Here is a 25517-nt window from a genome sequence, read left to right as displayed (position 1 = left end):
AGTTGGCCGCTTTATTTTCTTTTTTTTCGTTCATGAGAATAGCTCCAAATAAAATGGCTATGTTCTACTAATTAGTAGGACTGCCATTTTATGTTGAATTTACTGAAAAAATACTAAAAAATGGTCTAACCCAACAAAAATTAGGTTAGACCAAGTATCTAAGATAAAGTTTTTAGATAGTTATATTACATCTACACTTTGAAAGAACATAGCCAATTTTATTTTTGAACGTTACACAAGGGACGTACTAGGAACGGGGATTTTTACCGAAAAATTCCTTGTAGCACTTGGTAAAATAGGAGGGAGCGGAGAACCCGACGCGGTAAGCCACCTCGGAAATACTAAGGCTCGGATCCTGCAAAAGCTCGCTGGCCCGTTGCAGACGACGCTCGCGGATAATCTCCACAGGGGACTTCTGGGCTAGACTTTTCACCTTGCGGTACAGCTGCACGCGAGAAACGCACATTTCCTGGCTAATATCTTCTACGGAAAGAGTGGGACTGTCCAGCTTTTTATCCACACAGGACAGGAATTTCTCCATAAATTCGTTCTTTTGAGGGATTTCTGCGGACTTTTCCGGTTCAGCCGGCTGGTTTTCAGCTAAAGTCTGGGTCGTTGCGTCCAAAAGTTGGTCTCTTTGTTCCTCAAGTTGGTCCCTTTGCTGTTCCACACGGGCCTTTTCAGCATCAAGCTCCTCATTTTTGCGGATCAGTTCGTCATTTTTCCGGCGAAGTTCCTCATTCAGGCAGTCTTTTACACGATTTGCATGAATAATCAGAATCAAGAAAACGAAAACTACGCCAGTGAAAAGGCACATGGCAATGCTAAGCGTGGCTCGAGTTTCCGATTCATCCTTGATTTTACCAACCAGATTGTGCATCTTGGCGATATAGCCCGCCCTTTTTTGGACTTCGCGGTACTGAAGCAGCAAAACATTGGCATTTTCCTTGGTAACAATGCTGGTTTCTAGTAAATTGTTCTTTTCGTAAGGCTCCCCACGAAGAATCTTCAGGGCAAGGTCAATCAGCTCATCGCCACAGATGGGGTAAATGCCAGAAGCAGTCAGCAGACCGTCACGGACATTTTCCATACCGCCATCGGGAATAGGCAGGGCGTCCACACCCAAATACAGAACTTCATTTTTCTGACCATCCAACTGCCCGCGGGACGAAAGCACCTTGCGAGCCCCCAGGGCCATGCGGTCGTTATCTCCAAAAACCAGGTCGATGGGGCCATCATAATACTTGAGGATTTCCTCCATGGCCTTGGCACCGGATTCTTCCTTCCAGTCGCCCTCGGCGTAACCCACAATTTTCAGATCCGGATATTTTTTGATGGCATCCGCGAAACCCTGATGACGTTCCTTAGCCGGAGAAGAACCCTTGAGGCCACCGATTTCGGCAATGTTTCCCTTGCCTTTCAGCTGGGCTGCCGCAAATTCTCCCATCATATTTCCGATGGCGTAATTGTCTGCTCCCATGAACGCCGCAAATTCCACGTCGTTCATCTTGCGATCATAAAGGATCACAGGCACCTTCATGTCCTGGGCCCGCTTCATACTTCCAGAAAGGCCCTTCACCTGATTTGGAGATACAATCAGAAGGTCTAGTCCTGTATTCAGAAGAGAATCAATCTGACGGCTCTGCTGCACATCATCGTCGTCGGCAAAGGCCATACGGATTTCCACATCCTCATTAAAATAGGATGCCAGCACCAGCTCATCTTTTAGCTGGTAACGCCAATCCGTTAGCGAACACTGAGAAATTCCAATCACATACTTGTGTTCGTGACTGCCACAGCCCATAAGGGTCGCGCACACAAACGTAACAAATAACGCCCCAAACATTTTCATCATGTTTCCAATATACAATAAATTTTCGGTTCTGTTTTCTATATTCCCACTACAATGCAGCCGACTCAATCCTCATTCAAGAATTCTCTGAAGATCGCCTTCAAGCGTTCTTTGCCAGTACTTACAGGGTACTGGTTTCTGGGCATTACTTATGGGGTGTTGGCGGAGTCCATGGGCTTCAGCTATCTTTACCCGCTGAGCATGGCGCTGTTCATTTTTAGCGGGTCTGCGGAGTTTCTTGGCCTGGGAATGCTTGCGGCGAATTTCAATCCGCTGGCCGCTGCAAGTATGGCTCTGGTGGTGGGCGCCCGTCATCTGTTTTACGGAATTTCCATGCTGGACCGTTATCGCGGTATGGGGTGGCGAAAGCCCTTCCTGATTTTCTGGCTTACGGATGAAACCTTCGCCATCAACTATAACGCCAAGGAATCAACGCCTACGGAAATGCTGTTGGTGAGCCTCCTGGATTACCTTTACTGGATATCCGGCGGCTTTATGGGCTACATGTTCGGTTCCCTTCTGAAGGTGGATATTCACGGTCTGGAATTTGTGGTGACCGCCATGTTTGTGGCCATCTTCATGGATCAGTTCCTGAAAGAAAAGGAGCATCGACCGGCGTGGATTGGAATCGGTTGCACGGCGGCGGCGCTGTTCATTTTTGGAAGTCAGTACTTTGTGATTCCTGCCATGATTGGTATTCTTTTGCTGTTGACCACTTTCCGTAAAAAGTTAGAGGTAAACCTTTGACATCCCAACAACAAATATTGACCATTGCCATTCTGGCCTTGATGACGGTGTTGACGCGAGCCTTGCCTTTCATCATCTTTTCGGAAGGGAAGTCCCGGAAAAAAGAAACGCCCAAGTATATTCAGTACCTGGGCAAGGCTTTACCGCTAGCTGTTTTTGGAATGCTGGTGGTGTACTGCCTTAAGGATGTTCAGTGGCTTCAGGGGGTGCACGGCATTCCCGAGGTAGTGGGCATTTTGACTACCGCGGCAGTTCATGTGTGGCGTCGTCAGCTGTTCCTCTCCATGGCTGTAGGAACCGCGATCTACATGATTCTTATTCGCGTTCTGCAGTAGCCTTCATCTTCTTTGCGAAATCGGCCATACGCTGCAGGTCGTTTTCGTTAGGTCGTGTTGCTGCATCGGCCCAGCGTTTCTTGCAGGCTTCAAGGTCTTCGCCCCTGTGGCCGGGAACGCTTCCTTCGAGGCGTCGCTTGATTAGTGCCGGGTTGACGGCTCCCTGGCAGCTGAAGGTCCCGAGGATCCTGTTGCCTGGTCCCATCATGGAACCTGCCCGGGCAAAGGCCGTGATGGTGTGTTCCGTTCCGTCGTAGGCACCGTGGGTCTGGAACAGGGCGACCTTCTTGCCGGAAATTCTAGAAAGTAAAATGGAGGACTTACGGTCGGGAGCGCCCTTGCGGAGCCAGTAACCTACCATGACTCCATCGTAGCCGGAAAGTTTTTCTTCCAGCTTTCTGTCGAGAGTTTCCGATGAAATGGCGAGACTGTTTCTGCAGACGTCGATGGAGACAGATTCCTCATCGTCTTCTTCGCGAATATCTGCGGATCCAATAATTTCCTGAACGTTCAATAAATCGGCACCCATTTCACGGGCGGCCACTTCAGCCAGTTTGCGGGTGTTCCCCGTAACGCTGGAATAAACAACAATCCATTTCGCCATGTCCCTAATCTAATACCAAAAGCGCGGGACAAAAATCATTTTTTTCTTATTGTTGGACGTAAAAAACGCCCGCGTTTCCGCGAGCGTTTTTAGCTTAAAGCTTAAAGCTTAAAGTTTAAAGTTTAAAGGTTAAAGGAAAGCGGATTTTTTCTGAATTTCTTTCCGCTTTACTCTATCCGCTTTCACCTACTACATGCAGGTGTAGCCACCGTCAACCGGAACCATGATGCCGGTAACGTAGCTGGAAGCCTTGCTAGCGAGGAAGATAGCGGCGGTGTCCAGTTCGCCTTCATTACCATAGCGTTCTGCCGGGATCATAGTCTTGGCATTTGCCTGGAAGAAGTCGGAATCCAGGGTTTCCTTGGTGAGCGGGGTGTAGAAGTAACCCGGGCAGATGGCGTTAACGTTGATGCCCTTGCTGGACCATTCAGCGGCCAGGGCGCGGGTCAGGTTAACAACTGCGCCCTTTGCGGCGTGGTACGGTGCAGAACCGCAGATCTTGTTACCAACAAGGCCGTACATAGAGGCGATGTTGATGATACGGCCATACTTTGCCGGGAGCATTGCCTTCTTGGCGACGGCGCGAGCCATCTTGAAGGTGCCGCCCAGGTCCACGTTCATTTCGTGGTTCAGCTGGTCGTCGGTAATGTCTTCTGCCGGAGCGACAGCGCCGGTACCGGCGTTGTTGATCAGGATGTCGATGCGGCCAAGCTTTGCGAGGATTTCGTCAACGGCAGCTTCGACCTTGGCGGTGTCGGTAATGTCGCACTGGACTGCGATAGCTTCGACGCCGTAGGTTTCAGAAATTTCCTTGGCGACAGCTTCGATCATTTCCTTGCGGCGGGCGATTGCAACAATCTTTGCGCCCTGATTTGCAAGTGCCTTGGCCATCTGAACGCCAAGACCAGTGGAACAACCAGTAACAACTGCGACCTGACCGGTCAAATCAAAATAATTCTTCATCTTTATTCCTTGTGTGATGATTTTTTTTAAAATGCGAAAGTAAAATACACTTTAAAACCTTTAAAGTGCTACAAATTGGAGCAATTTTTCAAAAAAATTACGGAAATTCGTTGAAAATCACAAAAAAAGACCCGATTACGGGTCTATTCCGTCGATCTCGACGACTTTCTTGTTGTTCGTTGAGCCTAAAACCACCCGAACATCCCGCTTGTGAACCTTAAAATGGTCTGCCAGCAGCTCGCAGATGGCTTCGTTGGCGGCACCCTCTACCGGCGGGGCCTTGACTTCCACCTTAAAGCTGCCGTCGGGCTGGGGCGTTACCGATTCCCGCTTGCTGCGGGCGTGAACCTTGATATTGATTCTCATGGGGTTCCTGCGGGCTTAGGCCAGGACGTTTCCCATGGTGGGAACATTGACCTTGGCAGGAGCCACGCGCTTGGGTTCCCGTTCCAGGGCTTCCATTTCGCGCTGGTCGTTTTCCATGGCGGTCAGCAGGTCCTGCTGGCCCTTGATCAGGGCGCGGCAGCGGATGAAGTAGTTGGTGCGCAGCTGTTTCAGCTGTTCGATTTCGGCGCGGAGGTCTTCGGCTTCACGCTTGGTACTTTCCACTTCGCGGACGGCGCGGGCCTTGGCTTCGGCGATAATAATTTCGGCTTCCTTTTCGGCGGTAGACTTTACTTCGTCTACAGTCTTCTGCATGGTCACTACGGCGTCCTGGATTGTCTTTTCAATCTGGCGGTAATAGTTGACGCGCTCTTCGGCCACCTTCAGACGTTCAGTCAGGTCGGTTCGCTCCCTGGACATCTGTTCAAAGGCGTTGGCTGCCGTTTCCAGGAATGCCTTGACTTCTTCGGGGTCGATGCCGCCAAAGCTCTTCTTGTGGAAAGTCTGATTTCGGATATCTAGAGGTGTCAGTTCCATAATTAACCTTGTAAAGTTGGAAGTCCTTTTTAAGACGTGTAGAAATATAATAATAAGAATTCCCAATTTAGTCCGTCTAACTTTATAAAGTGGGTTAGAGGTGCCGAAAATTGAAAAAAATTCAATTAAAAATGTAGACTTTTTTTGTTTTCTGCAGAATTCGTTTTATATTTTGGTGCAGGATAGGATTGATGAGAATAATAAAGAATTTCTGGAAACAGCAGAACACCCTGGAAAGGAAACTTTTCTGGTCGATTCTTGTTGTGGTGACCCTGGCTTCTACGGGTTCGGCTGTCTTTACGGTAGCTGAAGGGATGAGCGCCATAGCTGCGGCCTGTGGCTTCGGCTGTGTACTTGTCTGCTTGATGGTGGCTGCCGTTGCAGTAAAAACTTCCCTGTATAACCAGTGTTATCTGGTGATGTGCTGCCTGCTCACCTGCTTTTTGATGCCGTTGCTGTTCTTGTTCTGCGGCGGTATTACCAGCGGAATGCCTCTTTACTATGTGACGGCCATTGCCTTGATCGCCTATGCGGCGCGGGGGACGGCCAAGATCGTGGCTTTTTCTGTGTCGGTCCTGGTGAACGCCATTGTGTTTTTGGCGTCCTGGGTCTACCCGAACCTGGTGGTGGCGGAATTGGATCGGGATGGCGCCTACCTGGATATTCTGGTAACGAGCCTCTTCACTTCGTTGACCCTTTTTGCTGTGGGGGCGTTCTCTTTGAGGGCTTATGCCGAAGAACGCAAGAAGTGTGAAGTTTTGCTGTATAAATTGGATTATTTATCGCAGCGAGACCCGCTAACCGAGATTTATAACCGCAGGCACTTGATTTCCCACTTGCAGGATGTGGTCTGGCGCCGTCGAAATGAATTTTACCTGCTGATGCTGGACCTGGATGACTTTAAGCGGATAAACGACCGTCTTGGACATCCGTTCGGGGATCAGATTATCAATGCCGTGGCTCGAATTCTGGCAAATCATCAGGACGAAGGTTGCGGGGAGTGTGTTGCCCGTTACGGCGGCGTTAATTTTGTGTATGCCATGAACGCTTCGTCCGAAGGCGAGGCTTTTGCCAGGGCGGAAGCTATCCGCAAGGAAGTTCGCCAGCTCCAGTTTGAAGATTTTCCAGACGTTTCCGTGACTATAAGCGGTGGTTTTGTGCCTTGTTCTGGGCGGTCTTTCTCTGATATTCGGCAGGTTTTGAGCCACGTGGATGAACTTCTGGTGTTTGCGAAAACCCATGGAAAAAATCAAATTCGCAATGGGGCTGATTAAGAAATTCGTGGAAAAGGTGTTGATAACCCCGATTTCTTAGACTACCCCCCTTGATTTATCCTTGAACTTTACTAAATTTGCATTTCAAAAATTTGACTTTTAATAAAGGTTACTACAATGAAAAGAACTTTCCAGCCTCACAATCGTAAGCGTGTCAACAAGCATGGTTTCATGACCCGTATGGAAGACCGTTGGGGTCGTGCTGTTTTGAGCCGTCGCCGCGCCAAGGGCCGCAAGCGTCTGACCATCAGCGACACTATCTACAAGAAGTAATTTGGGAATTGGCTCGTGGCCAGTCTACGTTCTTATAGGCTGCCCAACCAGCCCGCTTACCGGCAAGTAGCCGTCCAAGGGAAGTATGTCCGCGGTTCATCGTTCTCGATGAGGTGGATTGATAGTCCGGACGGTTTTTGTCGTTTCTGCTTTTTGGCAAAAAAGAAAAACGGTAATGCCGTTTATCGCAATAGGTGCCGCAGACTTCTGCGCCCGTTGTTCTATGGGATGGTTCCCCAGATCGCCAAGCCTGTTTGGGCTATGATCATCGTAAACGATAAGGCCGAAGAAGTTACTTCGGAACGTTTCCGCGAAACCGCCGAGAAAATCTTCAAAAAGATGGAATGGAGCCATGCAGACTCCGACGTCAAGAATGGATAAGATACGGGATGTTGCCCGGAGCGTGATGATTGCTCCCATACGTCTGTACCAAATTATCCATCCTTTTTTCTTTAGTGGCGTCTGCAGGTTTCAGCCGACCTGTTCTCAGTATGCAATTGAGGCTATCCGCGTCCACGGAGTCTTCAAAGGTTTCTATCTTGCGGTTTTTAGAATTTTAAGGTGCAATCCATTTTGCAAGGGCGGCTACGATCCCGTACCCCCTAAAAAGGAAAGAAGATGAACAAGAATACCCTAGTCGGAACTATTCTTATTGTAGCCATCATGATCTGGTGGTTCAGTACCAATGCCGCTAATAACGAGGCCGCCATGGCTGCCAGGGCCGCCCAGAAGGCTGCTGCAGATTCTGTTGCTGCCCTCCAGGCCGAACAGTCTGCCTCTAATGGTAGCCTGGTTCTCCCGGTAACGGGAAATATGGAACTGAAGCCCGCTCCGGTTCTGGGTGGTGCTCCTGCGGTTGCCGCAGCGGATTCTTCTGCCAAGGATTCTGCAGCTGTTGATTCTTCCGCTGCACCTGCCAAGGTGATTGAAGCCCGTTCCGTCGTGGTGGAAACCGAAAAGTTCATCATGACCCTCACCAACAAGGGTGCAAAGATCCAGAGTGTGATCGTGAAGGCCCTGCCGGATTCCGCAGGCAAGTTCCCCGAACTGATTCAGGATACCACCCTCGGTGCCCTGGACCTGAAGATTGACGGTGCTGACCTGAGCGAAGTGCTGTTTGATGCTGGTGAAGTTCCCGCTAAGATTGATGTGGCTTCCGATACTACAGTGCAGTTTGTTTTCAAGGACGCCAATGGTAACCAGGTTATCCGTAGCTATGGCTTTACCAAGGATGGTGCTGCTGTTCGCCAGTCCAACAAGGTGGTGGGTTTCCGCGCTAACGGTTATGAACTATCCTGGAAGGGCGGCATGAAGGAAACCGAAGACATTCCTCAGGGTAAGAGCTTCGGTGGCGCCTCCTACTTCTTCAGCGAAGTCGTCTACAATAATACCAGCAATGTGGAACGCGAAATGGTCCGCGAAGAAACTTCCTTCAACGATGGCCGTCTTTCCTGGGCTGGCCTTCGTCGCAAGTATGTCGCCATGACCATGCAGTTTGACACTCCGGTTCCTGCGACCCTCAAGGCAAAGCCCATGAAGGTGATGGAAAACGACAAGGATCCCGGTACCTACAAGCTGACTGTTTCTGATGAATTCCATGGCGACGAACTGGCTTACAACTTCATGGTTCTCCCGCTGCAGTGGAACGAAATTGAATCCCTGAACCAGGACTACGAAAAGATCATCGTCAGTGGCTGGACCTGGTGCGGAGCAAACGTTTGGTTCGTATGGATCTGCAAGATGTTGCTGAAGCTCCTGAACCTGTTCTACAGCATGTTGCCCAACTACGGTATCGCCATCATTCTGGTGACCTTCATTGTCCGCGGTATTACCACTCCGTTTACTGTCAAGCAGATGAAGTCTACCAGCGCCATGAGCAAGCTGAAACCCCAGCTGGATGAAATCAACGTGAAGTACCGTAGCGATCCTCAGAAGAAGCAGGCCGCTATTATGGAACTTTACCAGAAGAATGGCGTGAACCCGCTGGCTAGCTGCACTGGTGGCTGCCTCCCCATGCTGTTCCAGATGCCGGTGTTCATGGGCTTGTTCTTCGTGCTTGGCCGTGCTGTGGAACTCCGCGGTATGCCGGCATTCCTCTGGATTACCGACTTGAGCCGTAGCGATGTTATTTTCGATGGCTTCAGCATTCCGTTCCTCATGCCTGCCGGTCTCGCTGTTCTCCCCTGGATCATGGTGGTTACCACCTATTTCCAGACCAAGGTGACCATGGGTAGCAACTCCGCGATGGATCCTGCCCAGGCTAAGATGATGGCTTGGATGATGCCCGCCATGATGTTCCTGTTCAGTGCCGTGATGCCTTCTGGCCTTGTGCTCTACTGGATTGTTTCTAACATCTGGTCCATTGTCCAGTACAAGATCATCAAGCGCGATCAGAACGGCTCCGATTCCAAGACTATTAAGGGCAAGAAGGTCCAGGACGCTGAAATCGTCAAGTAGTCTGCTGGCTTTCTAGACTGTAGTCTTATAGAATTGAAAAACTCCCGAGGTCTTGAACTCGGGAGTTTTTTTATAGTATGAATTTTTCCGTTTGACTACTCGTATTCTGCGCCGTCTAATTTGCGGCCGAGAATCTTGTATTTCATCTTGATTGCCTTCCGCAAAATGGGCCAGCCGATTTTATGGAATCCCTTTTCCAGCAGGGTGTCTCGGGTCTGGGTGATGATGTTCCCTGCGGGCTTGGGGAGCCATTCTTCCTTGAAATCGTTTGCGAGACCTGCTTCCTTGATAAGGGCTGCGTAGTCTGCCGAGAGGGCGTCGTAGGCCTTGTTTCGGATAAAGTGCATTCTTTCCTTGGCGTCGAATCGGTGCTGCAGGAGTTTGCGCTTTACAAAACCGCAACCTTGTGCGATCAGTTCCGGATAGGCGAACATGACAGGTCGTTCTGTGTAGAAAAGACTTTCCGTCTGAACTTCAGCTTCTAGGAATGCGCTGGAAAGCCCGATTTCAAGACGATGGACCACATCGTAGAAAGTTTCCTGTTCGGGAGTTTCCATGAGGTGCATATAGAAGGCCCCAAGTGCTTCCTGTTTTAGATAAAGGAAGAAAGACTGCAGGTGGGGAGTGACTTCGTTGTTCATGGTAAGAGAAACCGCGTCGGCAGTGCTGGTTTCGGCCCGCTTGATAAAATCGGCGAAACGGTTCTGGTAGTAGACGATAGAATCGTTTACCAGCAGGATTCGTTCGATACTGGTCAATGGGGCAAACTTGCCTTTGCCTTGTGCCAGATCCTTGAGAAAACGGTGCCACATGCCGAAGTCGAAGCCGTGGTTTTCTGTAAGGTAAAGCCTGATCCCGTTTTCTTCGAGGAACGTGTTTGTTTCTGCAGAAAGCGGACGGTTATTTGTCAGAAGGACCACGGTAAAGTCGGTTTCTGCCAAGTGCTTTAACGCAAAGCGGACGTAGCCGGGGAGGTCTTCCCCGACTTGGTACGAAGCGTATAGGACTAGCTTGGAACTTGTAGGCATGATTACCTGCGGCGGGTGCGGACCTTGCCTTTACGGGGCTTTTCGCTGCGGCTTCTGGGGGTAGCGCGAGTTTCCTTGGCGGCTGAACTGTGTCCGCGGTCGGCTCTGCCTCGGGCGGCACGTCCGGTGCGTTCGAAGCTGGGTGCGTCCATGTCGGAACCACGGCGGCCACGACGTCCTCGTCCGCGCATGCCTGCGGAAAGGAATGCCGGCATGCCGTCATCGCGATCGTCATCGTCGGGCTGACTCAGGTAGCCCATGGCTTCTGCGGCTTCGGCTCGGTCCATGCGTTCGTTGTAGTTGCGAGCGTCTTCTTCCACGTCGCGGCGGGTGCGGCGCTGCTTCTTGGGCTCGGGAGAGAGTTTCTCGATAATGGAGAAGTCCACCTGGCCGCGTAGCGGGTCCACGCGGAGCAACTGAGCCATCACCTTGTCGCCACGGCGGAAGGTGCGGCCACTGCGCTTGCCGAAGGCAAGACCCTGATCCGGATTGTATACGTAGAAGTCATCGCCGGCGATGTCGCGGTAGCGGCACAGACCTTCGGCGATGGGATCGTTAATGGAAAGGTAGATGCCCCATTCCTCGATGCCGTTGACGGTGGCCTCGAAGTTGTCGCCGATGCGGTCCTTCAGGAGCCAGGTAGAGCAGACCTTGATGGCCTGGCGTTCCACCTTCATGTTCTTGATTTCGTTGGCGGAAATCAAGTCGCATACGTCAATGACGCTTTCCTTGCGCTCTGCGGAAATTTCCTTGCCCTTGCGAGCCAGTTCGCGATGGCACCAGAGGTCGGCGTAACGGCGGATGGGGGAGGTAAAGTGAGAGTAGTCCTGCCAATTCAGGGCGAAGTGGCCGAAACTGTTGCTGTCGTAATGAGCCTTCTGCATACTACGCAGAATACGGTTCATCAAGGTCTCGTCGTCACCAGCCTTCTGCACCAGGTGTTCATAGAGCTTGAACGCGGTGGGATTCAGGTTGGTGTCGCCGCTGCGGGGTTTGCCCAGATCGCGAAGCATCACCGGAGCGCCCTGGAACAGGTTGGGGTACATATAGTACAGTTCCATGATGTCCTTGGTGTCGGGGGCTTCGTGAATACGGTAGATGCCCTGCAGACCGCGCTTCTTCAGTTCCTTGGCGCAGCAGTTGTTGGCAATCAACATACATTCTTCAACCCAGGAGTTGGAGATGTCTGTGGTGCGGGGGTAAATGTCAGTGGGTTCGCCGGCTTCGTTGAAGTGGCAGCCCAGTTCGGTACTCTTGAATTCCAGCAGGCCTTCCTTGGTACGGTTGGCTTTCAGCTTGGCGGTAACTTCGGCCAGGTCCTGCATATCCTTGTCACCTTCTTCCCACAGCTTCTTTGCTTGCTGGTAGGTGAGGGAGCGGGTAATGCGGACGATACTGCGGTGGAAATCCCAGCTGAGAACATTGGCGTTCTTGTCCAGCATGATCATGCAGGTGTGGGCGCAACGGTCCACATCTTCGTGGAGGGAGCAGATGTCGCTGGAAAGTTCGTCGGGAATCATGGGGACTGCGGTCCAGGGCAGGTACTGGGTGTAGCTGCGTTCCATGGCTTCCTGGTCCAGGGCGCTGCCCTCGGGAACATAGTAGCTTACGTCAGCGATATGGACTCCCAGCTTGTAGCCGCCATCTTCTGTACGTTCGATAGAAATGGCGTCGTCATGGTCCATGGCGCCTTCGGGGTCGATGCAGAGGATGGTGGTCTTGCGGTAATCCACGCGACCCTTGAAATCTTTTGCGGTAGGAGCCTTGATGGTCTTGATGTAATCCTGGATTTCCTTGCTGAAGCCCTTGGGAAGGTTAGACTCTTCCATGAACTTCTGGGTAATCTCGGACCAGGAAACGTTCAAGATTTCGGCGGAATGGTCCACCTTGGCTAAATAGCTGTGCTTCAGACGGGGGTGGGGGTACAGGGTAAAGCTGATGACTTCCCCTTCCTTACCCGGAGCCTGACGGCGGTGGCACATTTCGAACTGCTGTTCTGAATCCAGTTCGGTGACGATCCAGGATTCTTCGCCAGTCTGGTGCAGTACGCCTCGGCGGACGCGGGTGCTCTTATCGTCGGTGGTCTGGCGGCGGCTACGGGCTCCCGGACGGCGGTTGTCGCCATCGCTTGCTTCTGCCAGCTTTTTCAGGCGTTTTTCACGCTTTTCTTCCAAAGGTTCGCCGTCACCAATCTGGTATTCCTTGTGATTGGTACGCTTCAAGACGCCCTGGCTGACCAAATCGGCCAGAAGCTGCTTGAATTCCATTTTCTGTTTCTTGGGAAGGCCGAGGGAGGCGCGGAGTCTGCTCCCAACCATGGGTTCTTCTCGGAGAACGGCGACAATCTGCTCGACTGTCGGTAATTGCTGTGCCATGTTAAGCCTCCTTTTATGCTTCGGCCTGGGCCGCTGCCATTTCCGCCTGCTTATAGGGCAATGCGGATTCAATCAAATCGTGTACTTCGTCGCGGAAGTCTGCCATAGGTTTATCGGCGTAATCTTCGTATTTGTAAACCGGATGGACGACAATCTTGACTTCACCGGGAACGAGCGAAAACTTCGTCTTGGACAGACGTTCGCCGGTTCCAATTAATGTAATTGGCAAAATTGTAAAATGTTCTTCTTTCGCCATGCGAAATATTCCATTTTGGAACTTCAGCATTCGGCCATCGGCACTACGGTGTCCTTCGGGGAACACGCTGATGGTGTAGCCCTTGGAAAGTCGGTCACTGACCAGCTTGCCCATGCCGGCATTTTTCTTGGGATCCTTGTGGTTTACTGGGATACAACCTACGTGGTTGAGGACCCATCCGAAAATGGGGATGTTCCAAAGTTCGCCCTTGGCGATAAAGGAGCTAATGATGATGCCCGGCCAGATAACGTTGATGTCCAGGAAACTCTGGTGGTTGGACACGATAACGAAATTGGTACCTTCGGGGATATTTTCTTTGCCGATCACGTTCAGCTTGATTCTAAAAATCTTGAACAGTACATTAAAATAGGTGATACAGACACGGGTACATTCTTGCCATTGACCCAAAAGTCCACCACGGAAAAGCATGTAGGGGACGCCGATGATGATAAGGGAAACGGCGATGGTCAGGTAATAAAGTATTGCTCTAATAAAAGATACAAAAGCCATAATTGGAACCTTAATGTTGTGATGCGATGGGTCCTTGTTCTCTTGTAGACAATCTACATAAAAAAAGGGACCCCTGCGTCATCAAGGGTCCCGTACTAGATGTTTTTTAGCTTATTTCAACTTCCATTCCAAGGTTTGGCCGGCTGCCAGGGGAACCACTCCGTTGACGACCTGGGGAACAGTCCAGTTTTCCTTGACCACTTCGATTTGACTGGTGGTTCGGGGAAGTCCGTAGAAGTCTGCACCGAAGCCCGCGATGAAATTGGCTAGCTTGTCCAATGCACCTGCCCGATCAAATTCCTGTACGAGAAGCGGGATGGCTACGGGGGCGCTATAGACGCCAGCGGCACCGCAGGGGCATTCCTTCTTACCCTGCTGATGGGGAGCGGAATCGGTGCCCAGGAAGAACTTGGGATTGCCGCTAAATGCGGCTTCGCGAATGGCGGCGCGGTCTTCGGGGCGCTTGGGCAGAGGTTTGCAGAAGTGGTGGGGACGCAGGGCGTCGCCAATCACATCGTCCAGAGTCATCATCAGGTGATGAACGGTAAAGGTGGCTGCCACATTGGCGGGCAGACGCTTTACGGCTTCTACGGCCTTTGCACTGGAAAGATGTTCAAAGACTATCTTCAGCTTGGGGAATTTTTCGGCCAGAGTTTCCACGCGCTTGATGAATGCGGGTTCGCGATCCAGGCAGAATTCGCCCGGTTCTTCACCATGGACGCAGAGAATAAGGCCCAGTTTTTCCATCATGGCCACTACGGGGAATACGGCTTCGAAATCACTGATTCCGTCGGCGCTGTTGGTGGTGACGCCTGCAGGATAGTACTTGCCTGCCACGACACCTTCTGCCATCATGTCCTTTAGATCCTGTTCGGTGTAGTTCGGATTCAGCTTGAAGGTCATGAGGGGCTGGAAATCCGGGCGGACACTCTTGGCGGCTTCAAGAATCTGCTGCTTGTATTCCTTGATGGATGCGGCAGATGTCATGGGGGGCATGGTGTTGGGCATGATGATGGCACGGCCGAATTGTGCAACAAGGTCGCGGACATAGCCGGGCATCAGTTCGCCCTGACGGAGATGGGCGTGAAAGTCATCGGGTAAAGGAAGGAACATAATAGTGAACAGTGAATAGTTGGGAGTGAATAGTGAAGAGTTATGAGCGATGAGTGATGAGTTATGTGCTAAAGTTAGGTGCCTTCGGCGCGATTATCTAGCTCATTGCTCTCGGCTCAAAACTCACCGATGAAAGGAGCCGTAGGCGACCGCCCTCGCGCCTCTTATCCGCTTGTTCTTAGGTCTCGGAACAGTTCCCTGGAGATTTCGCTGTTGGAGGTTCTCCAGTATTCAAAGGAGTTGGGTTCCGTAAGAACTTTGCGGTGCAAGAAGCAAATATTGCAATCCAATTCTTTAGAAATCAGCAAGTCATGGGTCACGATGATGATTGTTGTCTTAAACAGCATTCGCATGTTGTCGATCAGAGGCAACAGGTTTCGGCGATTGTAGTTGTCCAGACCTGCGGTAGGTTCATCCATCAAAAGGAGCTTCGGGTCCATGGCCCAGGATCTTGCGATGGCCACGCGCTTCTGCATACCCATAGAAAGCTGGTGCGGGTAAAGGTCTGCTTCTTCACGGACTCGCATCAAGTCCATGGCCATGTTGATCTTTTCGTCGATTTCGTCGGGTGAGCCCATCTTGTGGTATCGCAGGGGGAGGGCGATGTTATCTCGCACCTTCAGATTGGAAATGAGGGCTCCATTCTGAAAAACCAGTCCTACCTGACGTTTTGCCACTTCCAGTGCCGTTAGACGTTCCGGTGGGATGTATTCACCAAAATAATATAGGTTCCCCTTGGTGGGGCGCACCAACCCTGCAATGATTCGCAGAATGGCACTTTTTCCCTGACCGGATCCACCACCGATACAAATAGTGTCGCCACGGGTCACGGTAAGATTCGCTCCGGTCACTAACTCTTTCTGGGGGTCGTCTTCAACTTTCTTGAAGAATCCCAAGGCTCGGGGCTTTGAGAAAATCGTTCCTGCCAGATCGTTGTAGGACAGGTGAATATCTTCCATTCTTAAAGCTTCGTCAATCATTAGATAATCGAGTTGATGTTGTTCATGTAGTCGACGAAATAGAATATAGAAAGCACTACGTCTGCGCACACAATATACAGGAAGGACTTGATAACGGATCGGGAGGTGGCCTTGGGGACCTGGCGGATGTCTCGCGGAATATTCAGTGCCTGGTAACAGGCGTTGGTTGTAATGATTGCCCCGAAAACGAGAGGCTTGATTATGATATAGACGAAATCTGTAAGGGTCAGTGCGCTCAGGATTTCAGTGGTCAGATAATCCCAGGTCAGCTGGATGTTGATGATATTTCCGGTGAGGGCGATCATGGCCTTGGTTACGAGGAACCCTGCACAGATGGCGCTTGCACTGAAGATGATGTTCATGAAAAACAGGGCGATGCATCCACCAAAAAGGCCCGGCATAACAAGGAATCGAATCGGGTCCACACCCATGGTGGCCAGCGCATCAACTTCCGAATTAATGACCATGCTTCCGATGTATGTGGTCAGCGAGGATCCACTTCGGCCAGCGATAAGGAATGCCGTAAGAATGGGCCCTAATTCTCGGATGATTACAATAACAATCAGACTTCCAACCACATCGGAGAAACCCATCCTGCCCATGAGGGAGATTACTTCGATGATGACGACTGTACCGAACAAGGTGGCCACGACGAACAATACCGGAAAAATTTCTACGCCGGTAAAGAACGTCTGGGTGATGATATTCTTGGTGTCTGTCTTGAAATTACGGTTGCGAGAGAAAAGACTGGTGATGGCGTTCCAGAAAAGAGCGCACTGCTGCCCAAAGGTACGATGCAGCAAGAACATTCCCAGGTAGTGGAATATCTTTGCCGGGGGGCTGAGCTTCTGCCAGTTTTTTGATCTCTTTGTTCTCACTAGACCTTTTCGCCTTGGTTCATTGCTTCAAGAATTTCAGTCCAGAGCTGGTCAAGACCGAATTTTTTTAGGGAGCTCACGCAAAGAGGGTTAGATTCAAGACCGAACTTTTCCTTGATGGAACGAAGTCCCTTGGCAAGTTCAGACTGATTGACCTTATCGCGCTTGCTGGCAACGATCAGCACGGGGCATCCTGCGGCGCGGATATTTTCCACGGCGTCGATGTCTACGTCATGTCCGCCGTGGCGGATGTCTACCAGATAGACCAGACCCTTCAAGTCCTTGCATTTTGCGATGTAGTCTCGAATGGCGGTGGACATCTGCTCGCTTTTGGACGAACTGACCTTTGCGTAGCCTACACCTGGTAAATCTACTAGAAAAAACTTGTTGTTGACTTTGAAGAAATTGATTTCGCGGGTTTTTCCGGGGGTAGAACTGACCTTGACCAGTCCGTTCTTGCCCATAAGTGCATTCATAAGGGAAGATTTTCCCACATTGGATCGTCCAAGAAATGCGATTTGAGGGAGGCGTTCCTCGGGAAGCCCTTTCATGTTTACGGCTGCCGTTACAAAGACTGCCGAGGTGACGGTGAAGCCGCCCACTTCAACGGGGGCTTGGTGCTTTACGGGTGCGCTCATAGGCTTACTCTTCCTTCGAAGGCTCTTAACATGGTGACTTCGTCTACAAATTCAAGATCGCTGCCCATGGGGATGCCGCGGGCCAGGCGGGTACGCTTAACGTTGACTCCGTTGAGCATGCGGTCGATCATGAGGGCGGTGCTGTCAGCTTCGGGGCTGGAACCCAATGCCAGGACCAGTTCTTCGATCCCTTCGGTCTTGATGCGGTTGACCAGTTGGTTTAAGTGGAGTGCCTCGGGACCGATACCGTCTAACGGAGAAATGACTCCCCCCAGTACAAAATAAAGTCCGCGGAAAATGCCTGACTTTTCAAAGGGGATGATGTCTGAACTTTTTTCTACGACGCAGATGGACTTTGCTCCTGCCCTGGCCTTGCAGGTGGGGCAGAGGTCTTCGTCGGTAAAGGCGTAGCAGTTGGGGCAATGATGAACTTTGGTAATGGCGTTCACCAGGTTCTCGGCGAAGCGTTCCACGTCGGATTGCTTGCGGGTGAGAATGTGGTAGGCCAGGCGTCGGGCTGTCTTTTGCCCGATGCCGGGGAGACCTGAAAATTCCCCGATGAGAGCTTCAAGACTTTGTGGTTCTACCATCATAGGCTATTTTCCGGTCTGGCGTATAACATGAGCAGCAACCATTCCTGAATGTGGCGCATACCAACCCAGACGACTGCATCTTTTATGTTGTCTATATGGTCGTGGGCCTGGCTGTCGGAATTGACGAACTTTAGAAGGTTTGCGGCAATTTCCGGATGTTTGTCCAAGTTGCTGCAGAGTTCTTCTAGAGTGGGGCGGATCCGCAATAGCTGGAGCAACTGCAAAATGGCTGTAGATGTGGCGTCAATTTTTTGACCGGTGACCATTTCGGGTCGGGCGAAATAGAACCCTTGAAAATAATCGTAACCGGCTTCTACGCAACGCTTGAAGGTTTCTTCGTCTTCGACTTTTTCGGCCAGGAGCTTGATGTTCCTTGCCTTGAAGAAGGCGGCGGCCTTGCTCATGCTGTCTAGGCTGTTTTCTACAACGTCCATCTTGATGTAGCTGACGTAGGGGAACAGCGGGGCGAAGCGGTTGATGAAGTTCTCTTCGAAGATAAAGTCGTCCAGGGCGATTTCGAAACCCATGGACTTATACTCCTCGATGGCTTCGATGACGCGGTCGTCCACTTCTACACTTTCGAGAACTTCCAGAACGAAATATTTAGGATTCAGCAGGCCGAATAAATTGTCCAGCAGCATGTTCCGGCTGCAGTTGACAAAAGCCTTGCTGCTGCCGACCAGACGCTGGATGCCGATGTTGTTCAGTACGTTCTCCAACACCTGTGCGGTTGCCAGCAAGTCGCTGGATATAACAGCCGTACTGCTGTTCGGAGAATCTCTGAACAGCAACTCATAGGCGCATACCTTGCCATCGCGGTCAAGGATCGGCTGACGGGCTAAATAAGCGAGTGATTCCATGGAGAGACGTGAGGTGCGAGGTCGCTCGCAAAGCTCGCTTTGAGGTATGAGCTGAACAATCGCGCCGAGGGCGCCCTAAAAAGAGCGCGAAGCGCCATGCTTTCACTCAAAGTGCCGGAGGCACGACCTCATTGCTCAAAGCCTTACGGAGTAAGGCGACCTCGTTGCGTTAAATTCGGGCGGACTTGATACCGAAGAGCAGGATGCTGCGTGCGCCTGCGTCCCAGAGCTTGTCCATGATGGCGTTGGCATCTTCCTGGGGCACCATGGCCTTTACGGAGTACCAGTCACGACCGTGGAGCTTGGCAACGGTAGGAGCATCGAGACCCGGGGTCAGGGCTACAGCCTTGTCGAGAACGTCTGCGGGGCAGTCGTATTCGATCATCATGTAGGACTGTGCGACCAGCTTACCCTGGATGCGGCGGATCAGGGTGTTCACTTCTTCCAGGTCGGTCTTCTGGGGGTTGCAGTAGAGGGCTGCGTTGGAGCGGAACAGCGGTTCACCGATAATGCGAAGGCCTGCCTGCTTCAGGGTGGTACCGGTTTCCACAACGTCTACGATAGCGTCGGCCACGCCAAGGCTAACGGAGATTTCCACAGCGCCTTCCAGAACCACAAAGTTCATGGGCTTCTTGTAGTAGCCTTCAACAATGTTGGGGAAGGAGGTGGCGATGGTGGAATCCTTCAGTTCGTCCAGAGTCTGGATGGGGCTTTCGTTAGGAACTGCAGCGCACATCTTGGAAGCGCCAAAGGGCAGGTCCAGAACCTTGACAGCCGGGCTCTTGGCTTCGGCGTTGAAGTCGATGCCGGTGATTCCTGCGTCGATGATGCCGCGACCCACATACATGGGGATGTCGCTAGGGCGCAGGAAGAAAAATTCGATACCGTTCTTGGTGTCGATCTGGGTCAAAGTCTTGTAGGGCTTGGATGCCTTGTAACCGCAGGCCTTCAGAAGTTCCTGGGTGGGTTCAAAGAGCATGCCCTTGTTCGGGAGAGCTACCTTAATCATAGTTTAGCGTACACTTCTTCGAGGGTGAGACCTTTTTCTGCCATCATGCAGGCCACATAGTACAGAACCTGGGAAAGTTCCAGGCACTGGTCGTCGCGGGTTTCGTAACGGGCGGCCATCCAGCTTTCGCCGGCTTCTTCCACCAGCTTCTTGCCGATACCGTGAGCACCCTTCTTAAAGAGTTCAGTGGTGCTCTTGCCTTCGGGCATGGTTCTCTTGCGCTCGCAAACCAGCGCGTAGATTTCTTCAAACGTCATGATTGACCTCTTTTTGATATTTCTTTACGAGGTACAAGATAGAAAATTCAAAAAAGTCCACTTATGCATTTTGAATGTTCAATAAGGTTTAACGTCCTATTTTGCGGAACATCTATTTTATATTTGGAAATATGAAGTCTTTCGTGAAAGTTCTTGTTGCTGTGGCTCTTGTATTGGTGTTGGGAGTGTCACTTTACCAGTTTATCAGTTCTCGTGAAAAGGGGATTGCCCCGCAAAAATTGAGTTTCCCTGAAGCCCTTGAAAAAGCGGACCGAATGGAAGTGACTGCGGCGGGCCTTGGTAAAATTGAACGTAGCAAGATAATTGATGGTCGGTTGTACCAGAACTTTGTACAGATACTCCGTGTCGGTCTTCTTTATGAACATCCGCAGGATACTCTCGAATCTGACTGTAAAGAGGGTGCCTATATTACTTTGTATCGCGGTGCGGATTCCCTGGACAGATTCCGTTTTACCACTGCGTTTAACCGAGAAGGTTCGGTGGGATACTGGAGTACTCCCAGATTGCATAAGATTAATAAATTCCTGAAGGATGTGGGCGTTCCCTTTAGAGGTTGCAAAATCGAATCTGACATGGTTACTGAAAAATCTGAAAAGACCGAAGTAATGACTGTTCCCAAATTCAAGAAAAGACATGGGAAACGGGATGCTGATTCTTCTGAGATCCAGTATGAAGTAGACAGAGACGGTAACGTGTTTGAGTTGGGCGATTCTGTAAAAAAACAGGTTGCCGTAACGATGGAACTTTTGAACGAACTGATTTTCCCGGCCGATACGGCTCTTGGAACACCGCTTAGTGAACTTGTACGAGACTGCAACCGGGCCGAAGTGATTTTTAACTGCAATGAGGATTGTAAGAAAGAGGTTCGCGTAGCTTCTAAGAAGGTGGTGCTTGATTCTGTGCAGCTGGCGGAATTCAAAAAAATGTTGCTGAACCCCACGTTTGAAACTTTTGCTGGTTCTACTGTGTCTCGTGCCGAAACGGTTATTACTTTGTATAAAGATTCCGCCGAAGTTCTAGAACTTTGGACTATTGGCTCAGGCTTCGGAAATATTGACAAGCATCAGCGGGACAAGGATTTTGATAGAGGTGGCGCCTGGTATAAGAAAGAGCCCAAGGATTTGGATGCCTTCTTCGCCCCAATCAAGGCTGCCGCATTTGAATAGACATCCCGTTATTTCTATATTTGCCACCGATTTTTTTAAGGTGGAAGAAAATGAACAAGTTTGCAAAGAGTATTTGTGCTTTGTCCGCTGTGGCCGTGACGGGTGCCGCACTGATGGCATGTGCCGGCGGTTTCAAGGTCAAGGATCCGGAGTCCTTCAAGAATAAGTCCGGCGTGATTGGCGTGTTTCGCCAGGCCGCTTTTTATTGCAGCGATGTGAATCCCCAATACATGACTTTGGGCGACAAGCGAATCCTGGTAAAATCCGGTTGGAGCAGCGAACAGGACAACCTGTTTGTGAACGAAATGAATCCCGGCGTTGCAACTCTTTATTCCTACGAATATACTTGCGGTGAAAACGATAACAAGCTGGTTCTGGATACTGCCGATAATGGCAAGCGTCCGTTCCCTATTGCCGTAAAGATTCCGGATGACGGCTTCTGCAAGATTGTGATTTCCTTCCTGGAAAATGACAATCTGTTCTCTCACAATGACGCCCTGTTGCAGGAACAGTTTGAGAAGGAGAAGGTGGCCCTGAATCCGGATAATGTTCCTTACTGCGATATTATCGATACCAAGGGTAACGTGGTCTCCTTCGTCAATCGCGATTCTTTGATTGATGCCCAATATGAAGCAGCACTGAAGAGCGCTCCCAAGTTGACTAGCGATGACATTCAGCCCCTGGTGAACCTGGACCAGAATTCCAGCGTCGCTACCTTGAGCGGCGACAACACTCAGGTGATGTTGGTGACCTGGCACAATGATCCGGACCAGTTCAAGGATGGTCAGATCATGACCTTGAAGAAGGACTTCGTGTGGGCCTTTACCGACAAGGAATTCATGAAGTGGTTCAACGAAAATAAGGATGGCGTGAACAACTGGACTTTGCGCCTGAAGCAGCTCCTGGGCAAGGCTCCTGACTTTGACGGAACTTACTTTACCGTATTCTGGGTCCCCGTGAAGGATGTGTTCCGTCCGGCATTTGTTCCCGATCCCACCAATGACGTGATGAACGTGGCGTTCCCCAGCTCTTTCGAAGAAGACCGTAGCGAAAGCGCCATGTGGTTCAAGAAGTGGTTCGACAAGACTCGCTCTCAGGCCTATAGGCGCGAAGGCGGTTTCCCCTGGACACGTCTGGGCTATACATACGACTGGGGTCGTACCGATGGCGGCAAGTATGGCCTTACCGAATTCATTGTTAGGGAAGGTGCCGAAATCGAAGTGAAGTTTACCCGTGGAACCAAGGGTTTCCTGGCCTGGACTAGGGACCGTAAATAATAGGGTTCTGCAGGTCTAGTACCGCTAACTTTTAAAAAGAGCGGGTTCACCATTTGAGTGAACCCGCTTTTCTATTTGAACTCAATTTGGGAATTCTATTTGCGGACTAGAGTTCGCCAGAGTTGCTGGCCTGCTTCCTTGAATTTTCGCTCGAATGCCGTTTCCGGATTTTCGGGATTGAAGGATTCGCAAACGACAGTGGCTGAAGTGTTCACGATGCGGGCTGCTTCTGCAAATTCCTGTGCATAGATGTCCCAGTTGGTACGAAGTTCCGTAACGGGACTCAGGGACAGCAGCGTAGGAAAGATGGGGTGCAGATGGAATCGTCTGCCGGCTTCGCTTTCCTTGGGCCAGGGGTTGGGGTAGAACACGGCGTGATGTTCGATGATCCAGTTGCCTGCAAGAACTTCTTCCTGGGCTAGACGCCAGAAATCCAGAAGTTCGGCTCGGATCCAGAAAGCGTTGGCGGGCTGGTCTGTGCCTGCGGCCTGTTGCTGGTGCTCGTTACCGGCCTTGTTCAGGCGAACTGCAGACTTGTCCACTCCGATGACAGGAATGCCTGGAAAACGTCGGGCCAGATGTAGCGTGCTTTCACCTGCGCCACAGCCCGAATCCAGAACGATGCGGAACCCTTCGGCGTTGCCAGAGACCTTGTTCCCATTCTTCTCGTAAAAAGATTTGACGTAGTCCTTTGCGACCCCAAAAGCCTCGCGGGTATGGTCGGCTATAGGACGCAAAAAACGGGTCGCAATATACTTGCGAACCGTTTCGTCTAGATTTTTGTAAAGACCGTCTTGATTAGATGTTACCGCATGAACTGCGTTGTCTGTCATTACTTTTCCCAAATGCTCTGTCTGTCGCCACCAATCAGTTTGACATCATCCATCCAGAAGTCAACCGTATTAGTGAACTGCCAGGTCAAGATGGTGACGCAGCTGAGGCTACCCTTGGTTTCGTCGACGATGTCGGCGGTCGCCACGGTAACAGTTTCCCACTCGTCAGAAAGTTCCTTAAATCCGTAGGACTTGTTTTCGACGGTGATGGAACCGTTTCCGTCGGTAGGCTTCTTGTGTGCTTCGTCTTCGATGATGAAGTAATAGCTGCCAGTACCTCTAACCTTAAAGCTAATGGAATCGACGGAAGAAAGGTCGTAACAGATAGACTTGTCGTTACTGCCGATGCCGACGCCCACATTAGCCCAGGGGTAGACCAGCAGGGCGCCCTTGTCGTCGGTGTTCGTGTCGCGCAAGGTGTCGAAATTGAAGGTGACGTGCAACAGACGCTGTTCACCGTCGTCGTACATCTTCAGGTATTCGCTGGTATCGCCTTTTGCAACGACAATCTCGGTACCTGCATCGATGATGACATTGGAATGATGAGACTGGAACCACCAGCCGCCATCACTGGGACCAAAATACTTGGGACCAAAACGATGCTGGTTGTTGCCGTCTTCGAAGTCGTCCAAAAGCAAGGCTTGGCGTTCGTTGGCAAAAGTGCTAGTGGAGGATTCCTTACCTGCATCAATCTTCAGGTATGTGCTAGTGGTATCCTTTGCCTTTTCGTTGGGAATGTACACCAGGTCGAAATGACCGGCGGGCAGGGAATCCAGAACGAATTCGCCGTTGACAACTTTTGCGGAATGGTCGAGGCCGCGAACCTTGATGGTTCCTTCATCGATGTAACCCAGGAAACCGTTGATGGTTGCCATATCGGCCAGGTTCACTGTTCCAAGATCTACTCCGGCGTCAGAAACCTTGACCTTTGTCTGGATGGCCTTGCCCTCGAGGGAGGCTTCCAGAATGTAGCTGCCGCTGGCAACGCCTTCAACAACTACCTGACCGTTCTTATCGGTTTCGGCGGTGTAGGCATCCTTGGAACCTTCGAGGCTTGCGCTTTCTACAAGCTTAACCTTGGCTCTTGCGGCAGGAGTCTTGTCGGCTGTTAAAATCTGTGCGGTAATGGCGTTTCCGGCTTCGGTGCCAGAGGGGCCGCCGCCTGCAACCTTGTCGTCAGAACATGCAGAAAGACCGAGGCCAAAGCCAAGGACTGCTGTAACTGCCAATGTTCTATAGGACTTGCTCATACCCAAAAAATAAAAATTTTTTCCGAATAGTTCCATCATCCCTCCTTCTTTGGCGGCTCGGAACCCGTGCAAGGGTCATCCACTTTGTTGGAGAGGGGGAACATGGCGATATTCAGTGCGTAAACTCGGTCGGCGCGTTCACTCTTGCGGGCGAACTGCAGAAGTCCGCGGCGGAATTCCTCGATGCGGTGGCGGATTTCCGGCAGATCGGACTCGTCTGCGGTAAATACCACGCTGGAAATGTCACGGTCTTCGGGCTTGTGGCGGTCGATAGATTCCAGGGCCAGTTCCATGGTATGTCTATGGAAGTCGCGGACAGCGGTGCTTTTGACTTCGCCGCCGGTACTGATAATCTGGTCGGTAATGTTCCATCCGCCGTTGCCGTCGGGTACCACCAGGCCCAGCTGCTTCATGACGCCCAACGCGTTGCGGGCTTCATCCTGGGAAATGGCGGGATTCAGGTTGGATGCCAGCTTGTTGATGTCGCTGGTGTCCTTGGTAATGCCGATAAGGGCGCGTAGAGCTGCGCATGCCCAGCTGCCGAAGTAGGAAAGTTCCGGTGTAGAGAGCACTCGGGTTTCCAGGGAGCGCAATTCCATAAGGCGGTAGTACAGTTCGGAAAGAGCCTGCTTTGCCTTGGTCTTGTTAAAGCGGTAAAGTGTCTTGAAATATTCCGCACGGCGGTCGTCGAGTCCGCAAAGGCGGATGAACACCGGCAAGGTGCTTTCGTTCAGGTGTCCCTCTTTCTGGAACACGCGAACAAGCCAGGCCGGGTCAACACCGGTCTTCTGGCCAAGATAGCGGTATGAGGTGAAAGGATTGTCTTTTTTCGTTTCGACAAACCAATCTCTCAAAAACTCACGATACTCTAGATACTCTAATACTTCGGGCATGTTCATAAATCTAAACAAAAGTAGTTACATAATGCCACTCTGGAAACCGGGTGTTGAGAAATGCCGTTGAAAAAAATACAACGAAGTGTAAAAGTGCCTTTTTTTGAGGCATCATCAACATGTGTGGAAGCATTTAGGCAGCCTTGCTAGATGA

28 protein-coding genes are annotated in these 25517 nt (G+C 51.0%); 9 read left to right on the top strand and 19 right to left on the bottom strand.

Annotation, left to right across the window (positions count from 1 at the left end; translation table 11 throughout):
- Nucleotides 1-247 precede the first annotated feature (247 nt).
- The gene (locus B7992_RS17000) at nt 248-1855 is read right to left on the bottom strand and encodes a substrate-binding domain-containing protein (protein WP_088666526.1); all 1608 of its coding nucleotides are present in this window, start codon (nt 1853-1855) and stop codon (nt 248-250) included.
- A 51-nt stretch (nt 1856-1906) separates the two neighbouring features.
- Between B7992_RS17000 and B7992_RS13530 the strand changes: the two genes are divergently transcribed.
- Nucleotides 1907-2599 carry an AzlC family ABC transporter permease gene (locus B7992_RS13530; RefSeq protein ID WP_073157778.1) on the top strand — a complete coding sequence of 231 codons (693 nt, stop codon included), beginning with the start codon at nt 1907-1909 and terminating at the stop codon, nt 2597-2599.
- Nucleotides 2596-2934 carry a branched-chain amino acid transporter permease gene (locus B7992_RS13525; RefSeq protein WP_073157775.1) on the top strand — a complete coding sequence of 113 codons (339 nt, stop codon included), beginning with the start codon at nt 2596-2598 and terminating at the stop codon, nt 2932-2934. The genes B7992_RS13530 and B7992_RS13525 overlap by 4 nt, the downstream gene beginning before the upstream one ends.
- Here the strand turns inward: B7992_RS13525 and B7992_RS13520 are convergent.
- The 4 genes from B7992_RS13520 to B7992_RS13505 all read right to left on the bottom strand — a co-directional run bounded on the left by B7992_RS13520 (nt 2915) and on the right by B7992_RS13505 (nt 5422).
- The gene (locus B7992_RS13520; RefSeq protein ID WP_073238053.1) at nt 2915-3538 is read right to left on the bottom strand and encodes a flavodoxin family protein; all 624 of its coding nucleotides are present in this window, start codon (nt 3536-3538) and stop codon (nt 2915-2917) included. The two genes, B7992_RS13525 and B7992_RS13520, sit on opposite strands and share 20 nt — an antisense overlap.
- Nucleotides 3539-3727: 189 nt before the next feature.
- Nucleotides 3728-4501: an SDR family oxidoreductase gene (locus B7992_RS13515; protein WP_073157769.1), complete on the bottom strand. Its 774-nt coding sequence runs from the start codon at nt 4499-4501 to the stop codon at nt 3728-3730.
- Between the two features lie 135 nt (nt 4502-4636).
- Nucleotides 4637-4867 carry a DUF167 domain-containing protein gene (locus B7992_RS13510; protein ID WP_073157767.1) on the bottom strand — a complete coding sequence of 77 codons (231 nt, stop codon included), beginning with the start codon at nt 4865-4867 and terminating at the stop codon, nt 4637-4639.
- Nucleotides 4868-4882: 15 nt separating this feature from the next.
- Nucleotides 4883-5422 (bottom strand): DivIVA domain-containing protein, encoded by a 540-nt coding sequence (locus B7992_RS13505; RefSeq protein ID WP_083538306.1) that lies wholly within the window; start codon nt 5420-5422, stop codon nt 4883-4885.
- Nucleotides 5423-5613: 191 nt separating this feature from the next.
- On the opposite strand from B7992_RS13505, the gene B7992_RS13500 reads away from it, so the two are divergent.
- The 5 genes from B7992_RS13500 to yidC all read left to right on the top strand — a co-directional run bounded on the left by B7992_RS13500 (nt 5614) and on the right by yidC (nt 9426).
- Complete coding sequence (locus B7992_RS13500) at nt 5614-6696, top strand: GGDEF domain-containing protein (RefSeq protein WP_088666525.1); 1083 nt, start codon at nt 5614-5616, stop codon at nt 6694-6696.
- 117 nt (nt 6697-6813) lie between these two features.
- Nucleotides 6814-6969 (top strand): 50S ribosomal protein L34, encoded by a 156-nt coding sequence (gene rpmH / locus B7992_RS13495; RefSeq protein ID WP_073157761.1) that lies wholly within the window; start codon nt 6814-6816, stop codon nt 6967-6969.
- Nucleotides 6970-6984: 15 nt separating this feature from the next.
- Nucleotides 6985-7350: a ribonuclease P protein component gene (locus tag B7992_RS13490; protein WP_249269363.1), complete on the top strand. Its 366-nt coding sequence runs from the start codon at nt 6985-6987 to the stop codon at nt 7348-7350.
- Between the two features lie 25 nt (nt 7351-7375).
- Nucleotides 7376-7591: a membrane protein insertion efficiency factor YidD gene (gene yidD, locus B7992_RS13485; protein ID WP_249269365.1), complete on the top strand. Its 216-nt coding sequence runs from the start codon at nt 7376-7378 to the stop codon at nt 7589-7591.
- Entirely contained in the window at nt 7588-9426 is a 1839-nt protein-coding gene (gene yidC, locus B7992_RS13480) for a membrane protein insertase YidC (protein ID WP_088666524.1), read from the top strand. Before yidD ends, yidC begins: the two co-directional genes overlap by 4 nt.
- A 95-nt stretch (nt 9427-9521) precedes the next feature.
- Here yidC and B7992_RS13475 read toward each other — a convergent pair whose 3' ends face one another.
- From B7992_RS13475 to hisE, 11 genes are all read right to left on the bottom strand, one after another.
- Entirely contained in the window at nt 9522-10454 is a 933-nt protein-coding gene (locus B7992_RS13475) for a hypothetical protein (RefSeq protein ID WP_073157752.1), read from the bottom strand.
- A 2-nt stretch (nt 10455-10456) separates the two neighbouring features.
- On the bottom strand, nt 10457-12829 hold the full coding sequence (locus tag B7992_RS13470; protein ID WP_083538299.1) for a ribonuclease R family protein: 2373 nt from the start codon (nt 12827-12829) through the stop codon (nt 10457-10459).
- 13 nt (nt 12830-12842) lie between these two features.
- Nucleotides 12843-13595: a 1-acyl-sn-glycerol-3-phosphate acyltransferase gene (locus B7992_RS13465; protein WP_073238012.1), complete on the bottom strand. Its 753-nt coding sequence runs from the start codon at nt 13593-13595 to the stop codon at nt 12843-12845.
- A 111-nt stretch (nt 13596-13706) separates the two neighbouring features.
- Nucleotides 13707-14708 carry a dihydroorotase gene (gene pyrC, locus B7992_RS13460; RefSeq protein WP_073157746.1) on the bottom strand — a complete coding sequence of 334 codons (1002 nt, stop codon included), beginning with the start codon at nt 14706-14708 and terminating at the stop codon, nt 13707-13709.
- 164 nt (nt 14709-14872) lie between these two features.
- Nucleotides 14873-15688, bottom strand: coding sequence for an ABC transporter ATP-binding protein (locus tag B7992_RS13455; protein WP_083538298.1), 816 nt, complete (start codon nt 15686-15688; stop codon nt 14873-14875).
- Nucleotides 15688-16566 (bottom strand): ABC transporter permease, encoded by an 879-nt coding sequence (locus tag B7992_RS13450; protein ID WP_073157744.1) that lies wholly within the window; start codon nt 16564-16566, stop codon nt 15688-15690. The genes B7992_RS13455 and B7992_RS13450 overlap by 1 nt, the downstream gene beginning before the upstream one ends.
- The gene (yihA, locus tag B7992_RS13445; protein ID WP_073157742.1) at nt 16566-17204 is read right to left on the bottom strand and encodes a ribosome biogenesis GTP-binding protein YihA/YsxC; all 639 of its coding nucleotides are present in this window, start codon (nt 17202-17204) and stop codon (nt 16566-16568) included. Before yihA ends, B7992_RS13450 begins: the two co-directional genes overlap by 1 nt.
- Complete coding sequence (gene recR, locus B7992_RS13440) at nt 17201-17797, bottom strand: recombination mediator RecR (RefSeq protein WP_083538296.1); 597 nt, start codon at nt 17795-17797, stop codon at nt 17201-17203. Before recR ends, yihA begins: the two co-directional genes overlap by 4 nt.
- Nucleotides 17794-18657 (bottom strand): EAL and HDOD domain-containing protein, encoded by an 864-nt coding sequence (locus B7992_RS13435; protein WP_073157739.1) that lies wholly within the window; start codon nt 18655-18657, stop codon nt 17794-17796. The genes recR and B7992_RS13435 overlap by 4 nt, the downstream gene beginning before the upstream one ends.
- A gap of 169 nt (nt 18658-18826) precedes the next feature.
- Complete coding sequence (gene hisG / locus B7992_RS13430) at nt 18827-19666, bottom strand: ATP phosphoribosyltransferase (protein WP_073238009.1); 840 nt, start codon at nt 19664-19666, stop codon at nt 18827-18829.
- Nucleotides 19663-19926, bottom strand: coding sequence for a phosphoribosyl-ATP diphosphatase (gene hisE / locus B7992_RS13425; protein WP_170932302.1), 264 nt, complete (start codon nt 19924-19926; stop codon nt 19663-19665). The genes hisG and hisE overlap by 4 nt, the downstream gene beginning before the upstream one ends.
- 128 nt (nt 19927-20054) lie before the next feature.
- On the opposite strand from hisE, the gene B7992_RS13420 reads away from it, so the two are divergent.
- Together B7992_RS13420 and B7992_RS13415 are read left to right on the top strand one after the other, a co-directional pair.
- On the top strand, nt 20055-21110 hold the full coding sequence (locus B7992_RS13420; protein ID WP_088666523.1) for a hypothetical protein: 1056 nt from the start codon (nt 20055-20057) through the stop codon (nt 21108-21110).
- 50 nt (nt 21111-21160) lie between these two features.
- Nucleotides 21161-22387, top strand: coding sequence for a hypothetical protein (locus tag B7992_RS13415; RefSeq protein WP_088666522.1), 1227 nt, complete (start codon nt 21161-21163; stop codon nt 22385-22387).
- Between the two features lie 95 nt (nt 22388-22482).
- Here the strand turns inward: B7992_RS13415 and B7992_RS13410 are convergent, their stop codons facing one another.
- From B7992_RS13410 to B7992_RS13400, 3 genes are read right to left on the bottom strand one after another with little or no spacing between them, the layout of a single operon-like run.
- A complete protein-coding gene (locus B7992_RS13410) occupies nt 22483-23220 on the bottom strand; it encodes a tRNA (guanosine(46)-N(7))-methyltransferase TrmB (RefSeq protein ID WP_073157724.1) in 738 nt (245 codons plus the stop codon).
- Nucleotides 23220-24470 (bottom strand): carboxypeptidase-like regulatory domain-containing protein, encoded by a 1251-nt coding sequence (locus B7992_RS13405; protein WP_139258236.1) that lies wholly within the window; start codon nt 24468-24470, stop codon nt 23220-23222. Before B7992_RS13405 ends, B7992_RS13410 begins: the two co-directional genes overlap by 1 nt.
- Before the next feature lie 35 nt (nt 24471-24505).
- Nucleotides 24506-25363 carry a TIGR02147 family protein gene (locus B7992_RS13400; RefSeq protein WP_073157948.1) on the bottom strand — a complete coding sequence of 286 codons (858 nt, stop codon included), beginning with the start codon at nt 25361-25363 and terminating at the stop codon, nt 24506-24508.
- Between the last annotated feature and the right edge of the window lie 154 nt (nt 25364-25517).

This window comes from Fibrobacter sp. UWH1, from assembly GCF_002210365.1.
Classification (GTDB): Bacteria; Fibrobacterota; Fibrobacteria; order Fibrobacterales; family Fibrobacteraceae; genus Fibrobacter.
The sequence above is the reverse complement of the archived record's forward strand: the minus strand, read 5'-3'. Positions and strand labels throughout refer to the sequence as shown.

Coding starts and splice junctions, on each gene's coding strand:
- B7992_RS17000 (WP_088666526.1), bottom strand. CDS start 1,855: ATGATGAAAATGTTTGGGGCGTTATTTGTTACGTTTGTGTGCGCGACC.
- B7992_RS13530 (WP_073157778.1), top strand. CDS start 1,907: ATGCAGCCGACTCAATCCTCATTCAAGAATTCTCTGAAGATCGCCTTC.
- B7992_RS13520 (WP_073238053.1), bottom strand. CDS start 3,538: ATGGCGAAATGGATTGTTGTTTATTCCAGCGTTACGGGGAACACCCGC.
- B7992_RS13515 (WP_073157769.1), bottom strand. CDS start 4,501: ATGAAGAATTATTTTGATTTGACCGGTCAGGTCGCAGTTGTTACTGGT.
- B7992_RS13510 (WP_073157767.1), bottom strand. CDS start 4,867: ATGAGAATCAATATCAAGGTTCACGCCCGCAGCAAGCGGGAATCGGTA.
- B7992_RS13505 (WP_083538306.1), bottom strand. CDS start 5,422: ATGGAACTGACACCTCTAGATATCCGAAATCAGACTTTCCACAAGAAG.
- B7992_RS13500 (WP_088666525.1), top strand. CDS start 5,614: ATGAGAATAATAAAGAATTTCTGGAAACAGCAGAACACCCTGGAAAGG.
- rpmH (WP_073157761.1), top strand. CDS start 6,814: ATGAAAAGAACTTTCCAGCCTCACAATCGTAAGCGTGTCAACAAGCAT.
- yidD (WP_249269365.1), top strand. CDS start 7,376: ATGATTGCTCCCATACGTCTGTACCAAATTATCCATCCTTTTTTCTTT.
- yidC (WP_088666524.1), top strand. CDS start 7,588: ATGAACAAGAATACCCTAGTCGGAACTATTCTTATTGTAGCCATCATG.
- B7992_RS13475 (WP_073157752.1), bottom strand. CDS start 10,454: ATGCCTACAAGTTCCAAGCTAGTCCTATACGCTTCGTACCAAGTCGGG.
- B7992_RS13470 (WP_083538299.1), bottom strand. CDS start 12,829: ATGGCACAGCAATTACCGACAGTCGAGCAGATTGTCGCCGTTCTCCGA.
- B7992_RS13465 (WP_073238012.1), bottom strand. CDS start 13,595: ATGGCTTTTGTATCTTTTATTAGAGCAATACTTTATTACCTGACCATC.
- pyrC (WP_073157746.1), bottom strand. CDS start 14,708: ATGTTCCTTCCTTTACCCGATGACTTTCACGCCCATCTCCGTCAGGGC.
- B7992_RS13455 (WP_083538298.1), bottom strand. CDS start 15,688: ATGATTGACGAAGCTTTAAGAATGGAAGATATTCACCTGTCCTACAAC.
- yihA (WP_073157742.1), bottom strand. CDS start 17,204: ATGAGCGCACCCGTAAAGCACCAAGCCCCCGTTGAAGTGGGCGGCTTC.
- recR (WP_083538296.1), bottom strand. CDS start 17,797: ATGATGGTAGAACCACAAAGTCTTGAAGCTCTCATCGGGGAATTTTCA.
- B7992_RS13435 (WP_073157739.1), bottom strand. CDS start 18,657: ATGGAATCACTCGCTTATTTAGCCCGTCAGCCGATCCTTGACCGCGAT.
- hisG (WP_073238009.1), bottom strand. CDS start 19,666: ATGATTAAGGTAGCTCTCCCGAACAAGGGCATGCTCTTTGAACCCACC.
- B7992_RS13420 (WP_088666523.1), top strand. CDS start 20,055: ATGAAGTCTTTCGTGAAAGTTCTTGTTGCTGTGGCTCTTGTATTGGTG.
- B7992_RS13415 (WP_088666522.1), top strand. CDS start 21,161: ATGAACAAGTTTGCAAAGAGTATTTGTGCTTTGTCCGCTGTGGCCGTG.
- B7992_RS13410 (WP_073157724.1), bottom strand. CDS start 23,220: ATGACAGACAACGCAGTTCATGCGGTAACATCTAATCAAGACGGTCTT.
- B7992_RS13405 (WP_139258236.1), bottom strand. CDS start 24,470: ATGAGCAAGTCCTATAGAACATTGGCAGTTACAGCAGTCCTTGGCTTT.
- B7992_RS13400 (WP_073157948.1), bottom strand. CDS start 25,363: ATGCCCGAAGTATTAGAGTATCTAGAGTATCGTGAGTTTTTGAGAGAT.